Origin of the sequence: Acinetobacter sp. NIPH 817 (assembly GCF_000368405.1) — a bacterium.
Taxonomy (GTDB): domain Bacteria; phylum Pseudomonadota; class Gammaproteobacteria; order Pseudomonadales; family Moraxellaceae; genus Acinetobacter.
Genome location: NZ_KB849422.1, coordinates 1 through 17,775, shown reverse-complemented (window position 1 = coordinate 17,775; position 17,775 = coordinate 1). Strand labels below are relative to the sequence as shown.

Here is a 17,775-nt window from a genome sequence, read left to right as displayed (position 1 = left end):
TTCTTTTGAGCTTGTCATATCGAGTAGCTATTCCTCTAAATTGCTTTAATCTACAAAACATATTTTCAACTAAATGCCTGATTTTATATAAATACCAGTCCATATGGTCATTGTTCGATTGGTTATTCGTTTTCTTTGGTATATTCGCTTTAGTCCCTGTTTTCCTGATCTGTTCACGCAGTGGTTCTGAATCATAGCCTTTATCTGCGCATACCACTTTTGTCTCTTTTAAATCTAATGTTGATATTAAATCAGGCGCAACTTTAACATCATGTGTGGTTCCATCGGTAATCATGAAATCAATAGGATTGCCATGTGCATCAACAATCAAATGTATTTTTGAGGAGTTTCCTCCTACACTTTTAGAAATAGATTGATTCGCTATGCCGGCAGAATGTTGATGAGCACGTACATGAGAGCCATCAATAAAAATCCACTCCATATCGGGGCATGAGGCTATTAATTTGAATAATCTAAGTAACTTACTGCTGCTTGACCAACGATTAAAACGTTTGAAAATAGAGTTTGAATGACCAAAACAAGAAGGAATATCTCGCCACGAACAGCCTGTTCTAATTCTATAGAGAATAGCTTCAATAAAATTGCGTAAATTTGAGTTGTGGTGAATGGATAAATTACGCAGAATAACTTTCAACTTTTGCCAGTGTTGATCTGTCAGCATAGTACGAGGCATAGCGAATAGTAAAATTGGGTTTGGTGATTTGATTTTACTACTTCGCTATTTTTTTAAGCGAAAAGTGTCAACACACCCTAATAAAATAATAAGAATTATATGAAATATAAAAAAAATTATACCCATAATCGATCACCTCCAAATAAGTATGGATACACATAGTTACCTGAAGGTGGAAGAATATTCTCTAAAAAGAATCAATGAATGGAATTAAAAAATTGTATTAAATTTAATACCTGCAACCCGGCTTTGTTGCACAAACCTAGCATAGAAGGTTTATTCAGCCATATAATTTCAAAATGAATAAACCTGCCCCTAAAACCTATCGCACAATCAATTGGTCTTCCTATAATCGAGCCCTAATTAACCGAGGTAATATTTGCATTTGGTTTGATCCAAAGACCCAGTGGTATGGACAATCACAAGGCAAGCAAGGTCGAAATCAAATTTACTCCAATATAGCGATTCAATGCTGTGTAATGATCAAATCTCTATTCAGACTCTCTTTACGTATGGTCATAGGTTTTGTTCAAAGTCTGATTAAAATTTGTGTATTAAATTGGACAGCACCAGATTACACCACGCTTTGTAGAAGACAAAAGCATATTGATATTGCAATTAGCTACCAAAAAAGTAGAGATGGTCTGCATCTACTCGTGGACTCTACTGGCTTGAAATTTCTAGGTGGAGGTGAATGGAAATGCAAGAAACATGGATCTGAATATCGTCGCCAATGACGTAAGCTCCATATTGTTATAGAAGCTGAAACCCTTCAAATACGTGCAGTACAACTCACGACAAATAATGTCAGCGATTCACAAGTGCTCGAAGATTTACTTTCTCAAGTCCCCTTGGATGAACGAATTGATTCAGTTTATACAGATGGTGCTTATGACACAAAGCACTGCCGACAAGTCATTTTAAATCGTGATGCGCATGCGGTCATTCCACCCAGGAAAAATGCAAAGCCTTGGAAAGATCATCAAGTCAGGTCTATAGAGCGAAATGAGTTATTGAAAACAGTCAAACTGCTAGGAAGGTCACTTTGGAAAAAGTGGTCTGGTTATCATCGTCGAAGTTTGGTGGAAACCAAGATGCATTGCATCAAATTATTATGCGATAAATTAACAGCAAGGAGTTTTCCTAGTCAGGTGAATGAGATTCATGCACGCGTAGCCGTTTTGAACAAATTCACAGAATTGGAGCGCCCTCACACCCAAGTTGTCACTTGAATTTGGCTCAATTAGGATCGCTCTATCTTTCAAACCTTTATGCAACAAAGCCCTATAAAAATATGACATAAACTGATATCAAGCTTATTTTACATCTTATAGTAAAAAGTGTAGCAACTTGCTACACAGTCATATAACGTCTTTTCCAAAGATTTCATTCAATCGTTTTCTATTTTCTTTTACAAAATTTGGATTATTTTTTAATTTATATTTCATTTCTTTCTTAAATTCACTCATTGAACTGCCAGCTACAGCAAAATCCATTTGGAACATAATATCATTAACTATCACATTTGCTTGAGATTCAGTTAAGCACCCTTCTGTCTTAAACCACTTACTAAACTGTTTATAATTTGGGTCGTTTGCATAAATGTACCAAGACCTTACAGTCATATCGAACTTCGCACCTAATTCTTTAACAAGCGCATTATCATCAAAATTGACATCTAAATAGATTTGAGTCTTATCATTAGTATTAGATACAACAACTTCAGTGGCATGTCTATTAAGAATTTTAAATCGAACTCCGACAATAGGTCGACCTTTCTTGATGGTATCGTACTCTAATTGAAGACTAGTCCTTTCATTAATTTCTTCAATAATTTTGTCTAAAACGTATCGTCTAAAATCAACCCAACGATCGTATTTTTTCTCCCCAATATCAATTAATGCTTTGATATTCTCAAGTGAAAGTTCAACCTCATAAGAATCTTGATTAGCATATTTAAATTCATTTTTGATAAAGTATGAATACAAACTCATACTGGTTACAGAGTCCAAAGCAAATAAATCTTTCAATTGATAGGTCGTAAAATTTCCATTTGCTAAACGAGTAAAATACGGAAGTACTTCACTGGTGAAACGTATCTGCAAAGCATTTTTAGCATCATCTTCCCAACGGAGTTCACGAATAATTGGTACTACTGAGTGTACTTTTTTAACTTTACGCTTATTATCATCCACGGGCTCTTCAATTACAAAATGAGCTACTCGTGATGATAATTCTTTATAAATACGATCAATAGCAACATTAATGGAATTCTTTTTATCTAATCCTAATAATTCGCCTAAATCATCTTTATGCAAATAAATATAAGTTTGCTCTGTAATTTCACGATCTTGATTATTCTTCTCACCATAATTCGCAACAGCCATTGCATAAAGAAGAGCTTTATACTCATTAGATGATAATTCAATTGGTCTAATCAGACGGTTACTAGTGCTGACTACTCCATTATGTCGAATATTACCAATACAATAAGGTAGATGTTCTAATTCTTCTGTTTCGTTGTGATTGCTCATAAGTGGAAAGATTAAAATATTTTCTACATGTTATACACAAAAGTGGAAGAAGATGCAAACCGCTCACTATTTTCTCTTACTTACATTAAATTAACTCAGTTTATGCCGATCAAACACCTTAAGAGTGGAAGAAGTGTCACTATTAAAGTGCAATTTTGGTACTATTCAGCCTTATGGTGGAATAAATATAAAAATAAACACTTTTAAGTGACAGTTCTTCCACCCTTGATAATTCATCTGTGTCGCTCAAGCAATCAATTTGAAAGTAGGAATAGCCTACAGTACCACTAAAGTGGAATTACTCAACATATATTCCACCATTAAAGTGACAAGCCTTCCACCATTCAGGTATTTTTGACTATCAAACATTATGCTATCAATTAAATTTTATACAAATATTTTATCCACAGAATAAAAAACATCTAATGACAAGTCTTCCACCTTTATTTCAATAAAAACAAACTTATCAACATCACAAGCAGTTGAATCGTATTGTTTTAAATTAAAAAATACACATTAAAATAAATCACAATGACAAGTCTTCCACCATAGTGACATACCTTCCACTTATCAGTGACAAACCTTCCACTTATTAGTGACAAACCTTCCACTTATCGGTGACAGGCCTTCCACTTATCAATGACAGGCCTTCCACTTATTAGTGACACACCTTCCACTTTAAAAAATCTATCTAATTGTTTTTTAAACAAATAAAATTTGTCTAATTATAATTAACTAATTAATACTAATTAATACTAATTAAAATTAGCTAGCTATATTTTTTAAAAAAGTTAAGAAATGTTTTTCTCACATCTTTTGAATTCAAAAGATAAAAATATGACAAAGGAACTGTAGCAAGTTGCTACAAATATCTTTATATTAAATGAAATCAAAGTAAATTCCTTAAGACAAATATGTCAACTAAAATCATTGCTGTAGCTAATCATAAAGGTGGTTGCGGGAAAACAACTACTGTAGTACATCTTGCTTCAGAACTTGCTGAATTAGGAAATAAGGTTTTAGTAATTGATCTGGATCCACAAGCAAATGCAAGTTTACATATAGGATTAAGACACCCTAGCGAAGTTGAAACTACATCAGCTGAATTACTTATTGGTGATATAAGTCTATTATCGGAAGCATTAGAAGAAGAAACAAAATTTAAAAATGTTTCCTTAATATATGGCTCATTAACTCTTGGTAAAACTGAAGATCAATTGAAAGATGATGCACCAAGACCATCCGAGGAACTTTCAAATAAATTGGAAATTCTAGAAGGATTATATGACTACATTCTTATTGATTGCCCTCCTAGCTTAAAATTACTAACCAGCAATGCTTTAGCCGCTTCGACACATGTTATTGTTCCAATTGAATCTGGTTCACAATACGGTCTCTATGGTGTTACTGATTTAATTAATCATTTAAGTAAAATTAGAAGAGTTAACCCTGAATTAGAATTCTTAGGTGCTTTATTAATTAAACATGATGAGCGTCAGAATGTATGTAAATTAATAAAAGATGAAGCATTTAATCAAGTTGGAGAATTATTGCATACCACAATTCCAATGAGCACTAAGGTTAATCAAGCTGCAATTTTGCAACAACCTTTATTATCTGTTGATAAAAACTCAAAAGTTCGAAAAGCTTTTGAAACTTTAGCACAAGAAATTGTTCAGCGTGTCGGATAATATAATTCTGGAAATACTATGGTAAGTAATAAAGAGCTATTGGCTAAACGTCTTAAGCAAAATACTCAAAAGCATCAACATGCCCAAAAGGAGCATATTAACGATGTCAAAGAGCTAAGACGTAATGTACAAATTACAGATATTCAGGCTAGCCCTAACCAGCCTCGAAAACTCTTTAATCAACAAGATATTGAAGATTTAGCAGCATCAATTGAAGAAATTGGGCTATTACAACCAATTGCAGTTCGTAGAATAAATGATAAATATGAGTTGATTGCTGGTGAAAGACGATTGAAAGCCCACCAATTTCTCAATAAGAACACCATTGAAGTAATCATTATTGATGCATCGGATGAAGAAGTTGCTTTATTAACATTAGCTGAAAATTTAAAGCGAGAAGATCTGACAGATTATGAAATATATGTTGGATTAACTTCTTTGGATGAAAAATTAAAAAAAAATAAGCAGAAGTTAGCAAAGTCATTAGGTATGAATCGTGAAGATATGTATAAATATTTATCTTTTGAAAAATTACCTGGAGAGTTGATTGAAGATTTGGAAAAACAGCCCTCATTATTAGCACGGACCGCTGCTACAGCAGTGAAAAAGTTTCTATCAGATCATGATGAAAACCATGAAAATGCTAAAGAAGCATTATTCGAAGCATGGTCAAAATTGCTTAAAAAAGAAGTTGAACAGACAAAACTGGCATCACTAGCTGAAAAAATCTTTAAGTCAAGAGAAACGAAAGAAGTAATTCAAACTTCAATTGTACATAAAATTGAATATGATGGGAAAGTTGCTGGTAATATCAAATTTGACCACAATACATTAAAGGTATCTTTAAAAATGGGCCAATTTGATGATCAAAATTTACAAGAATTAAAAGCTTTCCTAAAACGAATGTTAGAAAAATAAAGTAAAAAAATAGTGTAGCAAGTTGCTACACTATTTTTGCAATTAGGAAAATTTATATAAGTAGTCATAATAATATTTTCATAAATTTGTCATGTAAATTGAATATTTAAAGCGTATTTTTCGACCATCCTAAGATGAGTTGATGCAATGCTTTGGCATAAGAAAAAATTTAATAAAAAATTAATAAGTTTGGCATGCTGTAGTTTGGGCGCAGTTATTTTGACGGGCTGTCAAAGTCCTGCTTTAGTTCAATCAACTTCTACTTCAGTACAACTATCAAAACAGCCTCGACGTGTGGTTTTTTTCTTGGGAGATGGAATGGGTATCACGACACTAACAGCTGCACGAATTTATGCTGTTGGTGAAGATGGCCAACTGCCGATAGATCAACTGCCAGAGTCAGCATTTGTTCGTACTTTCTCAGACGATGCACAGGTTACAGATAGCGCACCATCGATGGGTGCCTATATGACAGGTGTAAAAATGAAAAATGAAGTGATATCCATGCAGACTGGAACAATTGCAGTAGAACCAAATCAGGCCGGAAATCATCAATGTGGAACCAATCCTCAGAACCAAAATAAGCAAGACACCCAAACTTTACTCGAATTGGCCAAAGCACGAGGTTGGGGTACAGGGGTAGTCACAACAACTCGCATTACGCATGCTACACCAGCATCGACTTATGCCCATATTTGTCATCGTGATGCTGAAAATGACATAGCATCCCAATTAGTACCAAGTTCGCAAGGTGATATCTATCAGCGTTATAACATCAAATTAAAAGATGGGGTTGATGTGATTCTAGGCGGGGGTAAGCGTCAGTTTCTGCCGAAAGATCAAGGGGGAGAACGGATAGACCAACGGAATTTGATCGCAGAAATGCAACAAGCAGGCTATCGAATGGTCTATGATCAAACTCAACTCTCCCAGATGAAGTTAGGAAAGATAACACTAAATATAAAAAAAATGGAATAAATAATTTACAAAGTTATTATTTTTAATCTGATGTTTGTTTTATATGGGGATGATAATAACTTCTGATTACTAGTTTTTACCTTAAATATAACGATTGAAAGATTCATTTAAAGGCTATGAATACATGAGTTTTACAGTTTGGCTAGGTCAGCATGAGTACTTTTCGCAAGATTTAAGATCGACCATGAACGTGATTAAGTTATAGGGGATTGATGAAATAGTTTTTATGAATTTCTGGCTTTCTGGGCTGATTTTATCAAATTCATGTCTATGCAAAATTGCGACATATTTCTCGTGCTGGTAGTTATCCAGAGTTTGGTCTGTATCTATCCATAGTGCAGACCTTTTTTTGGTGATAGTTTTTTCTTAGCGATTTTCGATCTGGATGTAGTGATTTCACGTTTGCAGAACGTATCTTGGCGGTGATCCATCTAATATTCGTGATTATAAAGCGAGCTAATTCACAGGTTCTACAGATTATGTAGCGACTAACTATAAGTTGATGGTTGGCGCTTAGTTTATATTTACGCTTAGGTTTCAGTTAAAAAATCAATATTTTGTTGAATTCGTGATTGAATCATCTCTAGGGTAGATTCTCGAATTTGATGAGGATACAGGCGTTGCGCAATTTGACTAAATTGAAGTGCAATTTCATGCATGGCCAAGATGATCTCATCGACTTCTAGAGTAGTCAGATTCGCTTCTGAAGTACCGAGTTTATGTATGTCATTTCGAGAAATATTGAGCGCTTCTCCCATAATGTCCATTTGATGATAACCACCTGGACCTTCACAGAAGGTCACATCATAGGCTGGAGCCAATTTCCATTGACCATTTTTTGCCATGAGAAAAGAAAAATTCTTGGTATGGTCATCCCGATTATTGAAAAGTACATTAAACACAGCACGTTTAAAAGTATGCAGCCTTTCTCGCACATCTTGCGTACACATCAAGGTTGCCCGAAGAAAATTGCGATAGTCTAGGCTACCTGGAACTTTATAGTCTGCTCCGGTATATGCAGCCAAACTCTGCATTGGATCTGGCACCTTGGGGGGAGCCACCCATGACCAGCAAATGTTGTAAAAATTTGCCACCTTCTCCTTTGAGGACTTCTTGGACTTCCTGTGCCAATTGCGGCAGGGGAATATTCTCTGAAGTTTGCATCTCTGCGACACAGGGTTCAAAGGAGAGAGCACCCATTGCATGGGTGCTAATATAAGTTAGACGTTCCAAAGGGCTGATTCGTGCCGGATGCAGTCCAATTTTTCGAAAATATCGATCCATTAATAACATGCCCCAACCATCCGGCAAAGCATCATAGACTGGACCAGGTAATCCCATTTGATAAGTAGGAAAACCCTGTCTCAGTGGTAGACCTTTTAAAGGGAGTAAATAAGAAGAGAGCTGAACACCTCGCTGTATTGCTTCTGGACTATATTCAAAAGCAATAGTGGGTCTACCTGTGGTGGCTGTTGAACTAATCAGCGTTCCCCATAACCATGATTCGCCCCAACCGTTGTAATAAACATTAAGACTGTTGAGCATTATCCCTTACTCTTAATACGCTGGTGCTTACTTTGACTTTCATAGCGTAGAATATCTTTTACACTGTTAAGCTGAGGTTGAAACAGCTCCTGAAGTTTGTTTAATCGACCCAAGACCATTGCAATACGGACTAAATTTTCAACAGATACATTTCGTGCCGCTTCAAGATTCGAAACCGTATTCACGCCGACACCAGCGCGTGCTGCAACCTCAGCTTGAGACATCTCCAAAAAGAGTCGTTGCTTACGTAAACGCTCACCTAAAAGCGTCACGACTTCTTCGGGTTTAGTGAAATATAAATCCATTAAATTGGGTCTTAAACTTTAATAATTTAATTAAACCACAAAATAATGGAATTAATTTATAGCTATAGTGTGGTTGAGGAGGGCTTTGTTGCACAGCACTTCGGAAGGTAGGTATGGTCCTTGGGTATCGGTTACAGAAATTCATCAGGATGTACTTTGACTGATTGTTGATAAGGAAATCTCAGTATTTTCATTTTTCCTTTTTGGTCACATTACTTAGAAAGGGTTCTTCGAAAAGTAGTTCATATTTTAAAAATCTTATAAATATTGAGGATTTTTTCTTAAATGCTTTCAACATAGCATGCGGCGATATGTAACTCGTACGGGCTTAATCTGCCTTTTAGTGTAAATTTTTTGGGCATGAGAGGGGCAGAGGTGTGGGGGCAAGCAATTTATATCGTGGATACTTCTAAATCATTTATGTAATAGAATCAGCTAAGCATGGATTTAGGGTAATAACACTAAATCTAAAAAAATTGGAAGAATAATTTATTAAATTATTGTTTTTATGTGGTTGTTAGTGAAGTTATGAATAATAATAACTTTTTTCTTGATGAGTTTTATCTAAAAAATTGATCGGATAATTTCTTTAAATGTCATGTATCCATAAATTTGACAGTTTGAAGATATCGGTATGTGCATTTTTCACAAGGTTAAAGATCGACCATAAATGTGATAAACGGTAGGGGGTCATTGAAAAATGAATGGATTTAAACACTACATGTATGCAGGAAAAAATATCGCTGCGGTTCTGCTGACAGGCTGTATTGAGCATTGAATGCAAATGATGTAGTGATTGTCTACATGCTATAAGACCAGCATGATGAAGAATGAAATGTAGTTGCCAATATCTAACCTGGGTTAAAAAGTATAGCGTTGTTATTTGGAGAAGTGAGGTGAGCCATCCTTCTCTTATTCACTTAAAATAATACTTACTCAACTGATCTCCACTCATGGGCTGGTTCTAATAACAGAAAACTAAAAAAAAGTGGAAGAATTTTTAAAATTTAGACGACCCATGATAAGTAAACCATATGTATTTGTTGATAATTGTAATTTTGAGAAAATTTAGTTGATAGATTAAATGTATTTTCATATAAAAAGATATGCTCATTTTTTATATCGATAAAAATGTTAAAATTTGACTATTTAGTAAAAAATATAGAGATATTTATGGGGCAATTTATCATGCCCTTTTGCTTTGAGCGACAAAATGTTCAATTTAAGATAGTAAAAATTAACTCAGAACTACTGAAAATCAAAAAGATTAAACAGAGTCAGAAAGTAGTAGTACAAGCAAAGTTCAAAATAATCTATGTGAAAATTTGGCAAAAAATATTGCTATTAATGCAAACGGAGCCATGCTTACGTGTACATTCTAATTATGTTGCAATCTTACAGTTGATACATAATCTTGATGATTTTATCGAAAAATCACAGCAACACTTATGCTTTGAGAGAAAAGCTCAGAAAGAGCTAGATGCTAAATTCTTTGCTAGATTTTTTAAGCTGACAAAAAGTTCAATCAAAGATCAACTTTTACAAAATTGTTCAGATCGTAATGAATTTAACCAATGCAATTTGATAAAAAATTAAGCGAAAGCGAATATGCCAAAGATTGAAACAGAAGAGCAATTCTTAGATTTAGCAGAAAAATTTAAACAAGATTATTGTCTATTACATGATGATGTTGTGAATACACAATTTGTCGATCTATCAGATGATTTACGTGAAAAAGCCCACGCTCTATATAAGGAAGCGCAACAGATATATGGCTATATATCTAGCTCTAGACAATTAGGTAAATATTATTTTCTAGCTTCTTTAAGTTATTTTGCATGTCCAGATACTAGTAATACACAAGAGCTGTCATCGCAACGTTATTTGATTCTACAAGCGAGTTTTTTAACATATCGGCAGTATCAAGAATTTGCAAAAATTGCTAAAGCTGAGAATAAGCAAAAACATGTTTGTGACCTCCTACGCTATGTCTCACGATATGTGCTGGATTCTAATAATGCTGAATTATTTCATGAATGTAGTAAGCTGCTAAATTGTTATGTCACGTACGAACGTAATTTGAAAAAAGAGGATCGTAATCAACTTTTTAATATTAAAAATTTCAAAAAAGTACAAGTCATAGAGTATTTATCGGCTCTATTAATTATTTTTAAAAGACTTGATGATCGTCGTGTTGTTCATCGTCAGCGTAAGTCAAAAAAAAGCAAAGTTTTGAAATGGCCAACTAAAATTGAACTCAAAAAATTTCGTGAAATAAAATCTGGTAAGTATGAAGATATCGGACATAACGCAAAGATCAGTTTTTATGATGCCTCTCTTCACAAAGATGAAGATGGTGAAATTGAGTTATTGGACATTGAAGTAGAATTATACTCAGAAGATGAAAAAACTAAAAATTTTAATCATTTAATTAGTGATTATACTGCGTATTACACGTGGCATCGCCAACGCCGTCATGTGCCATTTATTACAAATCCTCATTATTTAGCACCAGATGTACTGAAGCAAATTGTTTATGTGTTGAGAACTGAGTTAAATGCGGACTGGGATAATGCTGCAATCGCTGCCGCATGTTTATTATCACTTTTGACTGGATTATCTCCCATAGCACTGATGGATTTTAACGAGCTCATACAAGATGGTGTTTTGATCCAGAATGGTTCAAGAAAACGACGGGAATATTTACTTAATTTAAATTTGAAAGTTACCGAGCAGAAAATTAAGAGTTTAAAGCCTGTGCGTTGGAATGAAGAGATGACTCACCAACTACATCTACCTGCGGCATGGTTTGACTACATAGAACAAGCATCAAATCCAAAGATCTCTTCAGGAGATATTAATTCCGAACTTAAGAAGTGGTTTGCTAATCAGTTTGTGGGTACTATCACCGTTGAAAAACTTCAGGCCCAATTATATTTTCATATATATTATGAAACCTATAATGAATATCTTACTCATGTGATTGCGAGGCGGGATATCAAGCATGATGTGCCAGGTATTTATTACGGAGGACTTCCCAAAGCTCAGCTTGATAGCAGCTATTTAGCTTTTTTAGAATCAGCACTTACACCACATTCTAAGGAACTTACAGAAGACACGGCTGAACTCAAAATATTACAACAACAATTCAAAGTGCAATCTGCATCTAAAGGGAGGGTAGGGAGTCAACTGGCACTTGAACCCAGTTTTGTGAAAGAGCAATTTGCTTTTTTACATAGACATTGCCAAGAAAATATTCAAAAAGATCAACATATCATTAATCAATTGAATGCATACGCGTGTTGGATGTGGCATGTTAGCTTGCTAAGCATGGCCAGACGGCCTAATAAAAATCTGTTGGGGAATTTGGAAGATTATTGTTTTGAGCTTAAAATTCTATATGTAAACGATAAAAAGAATAGCAAGGTAAGAAAGGATGGACGATTTATCCCGCTATCCGATTTCTTCTTAAAAGCACTGCAAAATTACACTGTATTTTTAAAACAAATAATTGAACTGTATAGCCCACTTTTAAAACAAGTATTTGCAAAGAAAAAAATTGCGCTCAATGACTTATTCGGAAAGGTCATTGATAGTAAAGATATCTTGCCGATAACTGTCAAAGAGTGGCAGAGCAGGAAAGTTAAGTTAATCCCTTTATCTCGAAACTGGGTAAATTTATATATGGAAGGAATCTTTCCAAAGAATATGTATTCGAATTGGTTACGTCATTTTGATATGAATTTTTTGATGTATGCAGAAGAAAAAGAAGAAAAAAAAACTGCTTTAGCATTCCATTTAATTCAGGCTCTTTATGGTCATGACCAACGTGACCGAGAGGCTTTTCATCCGTATTCTTCACTTATTCCGAATGTCTATGTACAGCAAGTCCGCCAGCAATTGCAAGATAATGTCAAATCTTTATCGATTAAACACTTAGAGCGAAAATAGTTGTATGCAAAAAATCAAAGAACTAATAAAACCACAACTAGACGGTCTATTTGTTGATATTCAGAAATTGGTGAAAAAGTCGCAAGAAAGACAGCCTTCTTTACCTGAAGTATTGACGCAAGACATGCAGCAAAAACTTGATCAGCAGATCGCCGAAAAATGGCATGACATTAAAGATAGTGTTGATTGTTTGAGTCAAAAATTGAGCCGAGATGAACAATCTAAACTGATGCAATTTACTGAAGATGAATTTAATAAAAGAAGAAGGCAATTCAACCAGAATGTAGATAAAAAATCATACAGAATTAGGCTAAATCCACATACTAAACGGATCGTACTGCCTAGAAAAATTGAGAGTACGGAGTCACGGTTAAAACAAGGGCAGTTACATGCCCAGGTACTCAACGCTTTGAAAGCATATTGGAAAGATTCACTTGGATATTGGGATGACCCTAAATATTTGTGGGGGGATTTATGCTTAAGTTTTATATATATTTCAGGCTGTGCAGATGAACAGCATCTGGTTGCTATTCAGCAGCAATTGCAGGAGGCCGTTGAGCTTGGTACAGATCTGAATTGTTTTCGGTTATACCATTCGGACTACAAAAAAATCACTAATCCATTGTTACTACATTATCGTGTTGAAAACTCTCAATATGGCAACGATGTAGAACAGAGAAAGTTGTACCAATGGAAGCATGTTTTTTTTAACTCATATGCTCAGTTCATCTTGCAATATTTAAAAAAGTTGAAAGCTACTCATAAAGAATATCGTCTGGAACAATCAATTGAAGATTGTATTCTGGAAAGCTTGAGTCGCATGGGACGAAACAAAAGTTTGGGCGATCTGCAATATCAAATTAAACGCCGTGGATTTCGTGCATTTAATGATGTGCAAATGGTACTTGAATTTAATCCAAACCTTAGCCTAGATATATTTTTAAGTAATGTACTTCAGCAAGAGATTAATACTGTCGCCTTACGGCCATCCGAATTTAGATTGCTATGGAGTAATGAACGTAATCAAGTCATGGAACTAGAGAATAGCCCTATTCATTTTGAACAAGAGCAGTTACATCTTGAAGTTCCGACAGCTCAAAGCAAATTACAAACGATTCCGTATGAGTTGATGTTGTTTGATCAAAAGAAACGTAAAGGTCAAAAAGTTGAGCGCTTAGATAAAAAGAGGAATAAAGAAGAACGCACGCTACGTTTTTGGCAAGAAATCAGAAGGGTGTTAGAGGAGAAGATGCGTGATGCAAATACGGAAGAAAAGTCTTTAATTGAAGCCCAATTACGCTTAATTCACTGGTTAGTGCATTTAAAAAAAAGAGGGCTTCAATTATCAACTATTGAAAGCTACTTAGGATCATTTGCTAAAGAATTTATATTTGAAATTTGGCTTAATAAATTGGATTTAAAGCAACAATCCATTGATGATTATGAAGATTTATATCGACAGTTGTTGAAATATAGCAGTGAACGAGATGCACAAGCAACTCAACGTGAAGCTGTTAAAGGAAAAACCTCTCGTAAGATGCACCAAACAGCAGAATACCGTTTTGGTCGCCTAAAAGATTTTCATCAATTTTGTATAGATAATTTTAATGCACCAGAGGTATTGGTGTTACAGAATTCAAGTTTTAAGCATTTACAAATTTGCAATGCACGCCTAGTAAGCCCTCTGTTATTTGGCAAGCTATTGGAAAAACTAGAACATTTAAGTCAAGAGCCAACCGCATCAGAGTGGGTCGATCATCTGAGTTGTTTAAAGCTGATGTATTTACTGAGTTATAGAACTGGACTCCGATTAAATGAAGTTCGTTGTCTTAAAATACAAGATATTATTTGCCCAGAGTTACTTTATAAAGAAAAAGAAAATACAGCTTTTAATAATATCACGCTTCATATTCAGAACAATTCATATCGCCGTCTGAAAACGCAAAGTGCAAATCGTCAAATACCATTGAAAATTGCCTTGTCAGAACATGAGTTTTTAGTAGTACAACATTACATACAACATCGTTATGAACAATATTTGTTTAATCAGCAGGATGATCTACTTTTTAGTGTTAATCATCGTGTATTAACTGATCAATGTATCAGCAAAATTACAGTAGAGTTGTTTAACCAAATATTAGGTATGCATCATGGCTTTAGTTTTCATACGTTGCGCCACAGTGCTGCTAACTATCTAGCAATAACTTTGCTGGGCTCAAAAGAAATGATTAAAACATATACAGATTGTCCTTGGGTAAAAGCAAAAAAGATGCGTGATTTATTGTTTGGTGTTAAAGCACGTGCTCATGAAGAGATTATTCAACATAAATGGCAGGTGCTTGCCTCTTGGATGGGGCATAGCAGTATTGAACAAACGGCTTCAAATTATCTTCATGTTTTGGATTTATTAGCAGTCGATCGAATTTACAATTCGCCGTGTATCATTTCAAAAAAAGTCCTAGAACAGTGTTTTGGTCCAGTGAATTCAAGTACAGAGTACATAAACTTAAATCGTTATACTCAGCAGCAGAAATGGTTTAACTCTTATCAGCAAACACAGCCAGTTATGATTGCTGGTCGACAAGAAAAGAAGTTTAGTATCGAGAAGAGTACTCTGACGCCTTTTCAACGTTTGATAAGTTTAAGAGATGGCCGTTCAAGCGAAGATATTCAAGCACAAGAATGGATGCAGCGATGTCAATTTATGAGCACTAAATGGATGGACCCCAAAAATTTTAATTTAAAAACGAAATATGTTAGTAATAAAAATTTAGATGGGGGTTGGTTTGATGAGCTTTACGACAAAGCTAAGAAACTGAAACGTTCTGATGAAATAATTCCTCTCCTTGATTTGCATAACCAACATGATAAGGGGAAAGATATACCTAAAGAGTTGAACGTGGTCAATGCACTTAAGGTATTATTATTATTTGGAAAATTACGTAAAAACTTTCTACATTTTCAATGCATAAAGAAAGATGATGAGCAACAAATTGCTAATTTTATTGCTGGTATAGAGCCAATTATTGGAGATCACCTAAATTTAGACAAACAGAATTATCCAGTCAATCTGGAAGTGCTTGAGAGAACAGTTAAATTTAGTTTTCAAAGAGTTGTTGGCCATAATAAAAAAAATGTTACTCTACTGGTTATATTTAATTTAATGTTAAAAATCATGCAAGAAGATGAACTTTGGTTAAAATAGCCTAAGCAGCTTAAAAAGGAGAATTTAAAAGTTTTAGCATCACAGTTTGATTACTGGATTTTAAACAATAGTGTGAAGATTAGCGCTTTGGTAAATCGATGAGCTAAAGTGTTGTAGTCCAAACTCGATCTGACAGTTACCCATTTTTGAGCTGTTGATTAATTTATCAAAAAAAATCAAGCCACCCACGGGTGGTTTTTTATTGCGACATTTCACCAGTAACTAACTTTCTTAATGTGAATCATGCTAAGGCAGCGAATGAAGGGAAGCCGTTAGTTGTATTGATCGCACCACAAGAGAAAGATCGTTCGAAGGCTCAAAACCGTTTGTACTGGATGTGGCTTAATCAATGGGCTAAACGTCAAGGTAAAGATAAAGATTACGAGCATCTGTTCTTTAAGAAAAACTTCTTAGCAAAAATCTATGATTGCGATGACGTTGGCCAATACAAGAAAATATTCAAGGCTGTAAGAGAGTTGAAAGATTCTAAGCATCCTCTCTACCAAGATGTAGCAAGTGGCCTATGTGAGCTAATGAGCACTACAGACGCAAGTACAGTTCAATTAACCGAATACTTAAACGACATTCATGCTTTCTGTAATAAAAACGGGTGTTATTTGGAAACGCCTGATGATCTTAAGTAGGTGCTTGAATAGTTGCTGATTTCATATTATTAATGTCTCTCACTTTATAAAATGAGAAACTAACAAATGGTAATGAATAATATTGAATATGATGCGGTGGTTGAAAGTGCGAAAATCAAAGCGAAAAGCGATATAACAGTAGCGGTTTTAAATAATGCAGCAAGTACTGGTTTAGTTGCAATTAATGATGCAAGTAAAGAAAAGCTTATAGAGTTTATCAAAAAACTGCATGATCAGATTGATGAATAATATGAACCGCCCTTAAAGCGGTTTTTTATTGCTAGTAGAATATTTAAGGTACCTTTTCTAATAGGCACATACTATTAAAGTGTTTTTTATTTATTTTTTAGATTGAAAAGATTGCTATTTGAGTAATTTAAATATAAAAATCTTTATTGATTGAGCGTAGTTGTTATACAGGATATTTATAAGGATTTTAAAATGACAATTATCACATTGCTTGATGTTGAGACGAAGAAGAAGGTGATAGTTCGGTCCGTAATAGACCCAATAGCAAGAATAGACAAAAAAGGGAATATACAAATTATTCAAATTCATAAATGGCTATATGATGAATCTGGAGATTTCGTTGATGAAGACTTATATGAGGCACTCAACAATGGAGAAGTTGGAATATACTTAACTTTGCAGTATATGATCATTGATATTGAAAATTAATTATTTTATTTTTAGTCAGTTTGAGTTCTTACTCTCTAGAGCCTAATGGTTACTGCACATAAGACCTTATTAAGTATTACCTATTGATGGGCACATATTCTTTATAAGTCTTGATAAGTAAAAAAATTATGTAGGCTAAAAATAAAACCATTTAAAAAAAGAAATCTTTATCTATTTAAATATGAATATTTGATATTTTTAATTCAATCCCTATTGCTAGTGCTTAAATATTATGCCAATATGAGGTTGGAGATATTTCCGAATAGATATTTCCTATTTCAGGTTTAAGCGTTTTTTTTCGCTAAGTCCGTTTCTGAATAAAAATAGGAAGTGGGCTTTTTTATTTTTAAATATTTCTGTATTATCAGTGTGTTGCTGTAGGTAACACTAAACCTTGTTGATCAGCGCAAATATCAAAAAGGGGGAGCTTGCCTACTAGGCAAGCTTTTTAAATTGATCAACTAAACACAATAATCCATTTCAAAGCTCATTAGAAAAATCAAACTTTCCTAGCTTTTATTCGTACTAATTTATTGAATCTAATCGTCTTTATAATTTTAAAAAATTCCTTAAACTAAAAATGGAAAATTTCTTGTTGCAACATTGTTATAATAGGACTACCTTAAGAAAAA

Annotated in this window: 11 protein-coding genes and 3 pseudogenes; 10 read left to right on the top strand and 4 right to left on the bottom strand. The window is 34.2% G+C overall.

What is annotated here, in order from left to right; translation table 11 throughout:
* Positions 1-694 (bottom strand): IS5-like element ISAba31 family transposase (locus F968_RS19025; protein ID WP_004795968.1); only part of this gene is annotated, 694 nt, incomplete at its 3' end.
* 299 nt (positions 695-993) lie between these two features.
* On the opposite strand from F968_RS19025, the pseudogene F968_RS19020 reads away from it, so the two are divergent.
* A pseudogene (locus F968_RS19020) lies at positions 994-1,926 on the top strand (IS5 family transposase).
* 129 nt (positions 1,927-2,055) lie between these two features.
* Here the strand turns inward: F968_RS19020 and F968_RS19015 are convergent.
* The gene (locus F968_RS19015) at positions 2,056-3,228 is read right to left on the bottom strand and encodes a replication initiation protein (protein ID WP_004795963.1); all 1,173 of its coding nucleotides are present in this window, start codon (positions 3,226-3,228) and stop codon (positions 2,056-2,058) included.
* A gap of 914 nt (positions 3,229-4,142) precedes the next feature.
* Between F968_RS19015 and F968_RS19010 the strand changes: the two genes are divergently transcribed.
* From F968_RS19010 to F968_RS19000, 3 genes and pseudogenes are all read left to right on the top strand, one after another.
* Positions 4,143-4,919, top strand: a complete 777-nt coding sequence (locus F968_RS19010) for a ParA family protein (RefSeq protein WP_004795961.1) — start codon at positions 4,143-4,145, stop codon at positions 4,917-4,919.
* 18 nt (positions 4,920-4,937) lie between these two features.
* Positions 4,938-5,837: a ParB/RepB/Spo0J family partition protein gene (locus F968_RS19005; RefSeq protein ID WP_004795959.1), complete on the top strand. Its 900-nt coding sequence runs from the start codon at positions 4,938-4,940 to the stop codon at positions 5,835-5,837.
* Between the two features lie 147 nt (positions 5,838-5,984).
* A pseudogene (locus tag F968_RS19000) lies at positions 5,985-6,785 on the top strand (alkaline phosphatase); the annotation flags it as partial.
* 560 nt (positions 6,786-7,345) lie between these two features.
* Here F968_RS19000 and F968_RS20160 read toward each other — a convergent pair.
* Both F968_RS20160 and F968_RS18990 read right to left on the bottom strand, forming a co-directional pair.
* Positions 7,346-8,360, bottom strand: a pseudogene (locus tag F968_RS20160) (type II toxin-antitoxin system HipA family toxin).
* Positions 8,360-8,665 (bottom strand): helix-turn-helix domain-containing protein, encoded by a 306-nt coding sequence (locus tag F968_RS18990; RefSeq protein WP_004795952.1) that lies wholly within the window; start codon positions 8,663-8,665, stop codon positions 8,360-8,362. Before F968_RS18990 ends, F968_RS20160 begins: the two are co-directional and overlap by 1 nt.
* Positions 8,666-9,796: 1,131 nt before the next feature.
* On the opposite strand from F968_RS18990, the gene F968_RS18985 reads away from it, so the two are divergent.
* The 6 genes from F968_RS18985 (at position 9,797) to F968_RS18960 (ending at position 17,143) form a co-directional block, all read left to right on the top strand.
* Positions 9,797-10,261, top strand: a complete 465-nt coding sequence (locus F968_RS18985; RefSeq protein WP_000911012.1) for a hypothetical protein — start codon at positions 9,797-9,799, stop codon at positions 10,259-10,261.
* A gap of 12 nt (positions 10,262-10,273) precedes the next feature.
* A complete protein-coding gene (locus F968_RS18980; protein ID WP_004795948.1) occupies positions 10,274-12,616 on the top strand; it encodes a hypothetical protein in 2,343 nt (780 codons plus the stop codon).
* Positions 12,617-12,620: 4 nt separating this feature from the next.
* The gene (locus F968_RS18975) at positions 12,621-15,821 is read left to right on the top strand and encodes a site-specific integrase (protein ID WP_004795946.1); all 3,201 of its coding nucleotides are present in this window, start codon (positions 12,621-12,623) and stop codon (positions 15,819-15,821) included.
* A gap of 191 nt (positions 15,822-16,012) precedes the next feature.
* The gene (locus F968_RS18970) at positions 16,013-16,465 is read left to right on the top strand and encodes a NinB/YbcN family protein (protein WP_004795944.1); all 453 of its coding nucleotides are present in this window, start codon (positions 16,013-16,015) and stop codon (positions 16,463-16,465) included.
* A gap of 66 nt (positions 16,466-16,531) precedes the next feature.
* Complete coding sequence (locus F968_RS18965; protein WP_004795942.1) at positions 16,532-16,714, top strand: hypothetical protein; 183 nt, start codon at positions 16,532-16,534, stop codon at positions 16,712-16,714.
* Positions 16,715-16,906: 192 nt separating this feature from the next.
* Positions 16,907-17,143, top strand: a complete 237-nt coding sequence (locus tag F968_RS18960; RefSeq protein WP_000152660.1) for a hypothetical protein — start codon at positions 16,907-16,909, stop codon at positions 17,141-17,143.
* The last annotated feature ends 632 nt before the right edge of the window (positions 17,144-17,775 follow it).

Coding starts and splice junctions, on each gene's coding strand:
- F968_RS19015 (WP_004795963.1), bottom strand. CDS start 3,228: ATGAGCAATCACAACGAAACAGAAGAATTAGAACATCTACCTTATTGT.
- F968_RS19010 (WP_004795961.1), top strand. CDS start 4,143: ATGTCAACTAAAATCATTGCTGTAGCTAATCATAAAGGTGGTTGCGGG.
- F968_RS19005 (WP_004795959.1), top strand. CDS start 4,938: ATGGTAAGTAATAAAGAGCTATTGGCTAAACGTCTTAAGCAAAATACT.
- F968_RS18990 (WP_004795952.1), bottom strand. CDS start 8,665: ATGGATTTATATTTCACTAAACCCGAAGAAGTCGTGACGCTTTTAGGT.
- F968_RS18985 (WP_000911012.1), top strand. CDS start 9,797: ATGTTAAAATTTGACTATTTAGTAAAAAATATAGAGATATTTATGGGG.
- F968_RS18980 (WP_004795948.1), top strand. CDS start 10,274: ATGCCAAAGATTGAAACAGAAGAGCAATTCTTAGATTTAGCAGAAAAA.
- F968_RS18975 (WP_004795946.1), top strand. CDS start 12,621: ATGCAAAAAATCAAAGAACTAATAAAACCACAACTAGACGGTCTATTT.
- F968_RS18965 (WP_004795942.1), top strand. CDS start 16,532: ATGGTAATGAATAATATTGAATATGATGCGGTGGTTGAAAGTGCGAAA.
- F968_RS18960 (WP_000152660.1), top strand. CDS start 16,907: ATGACAATTATCACATTGCTTGATGTTGAGACGAAGAAGAAGGTGATA.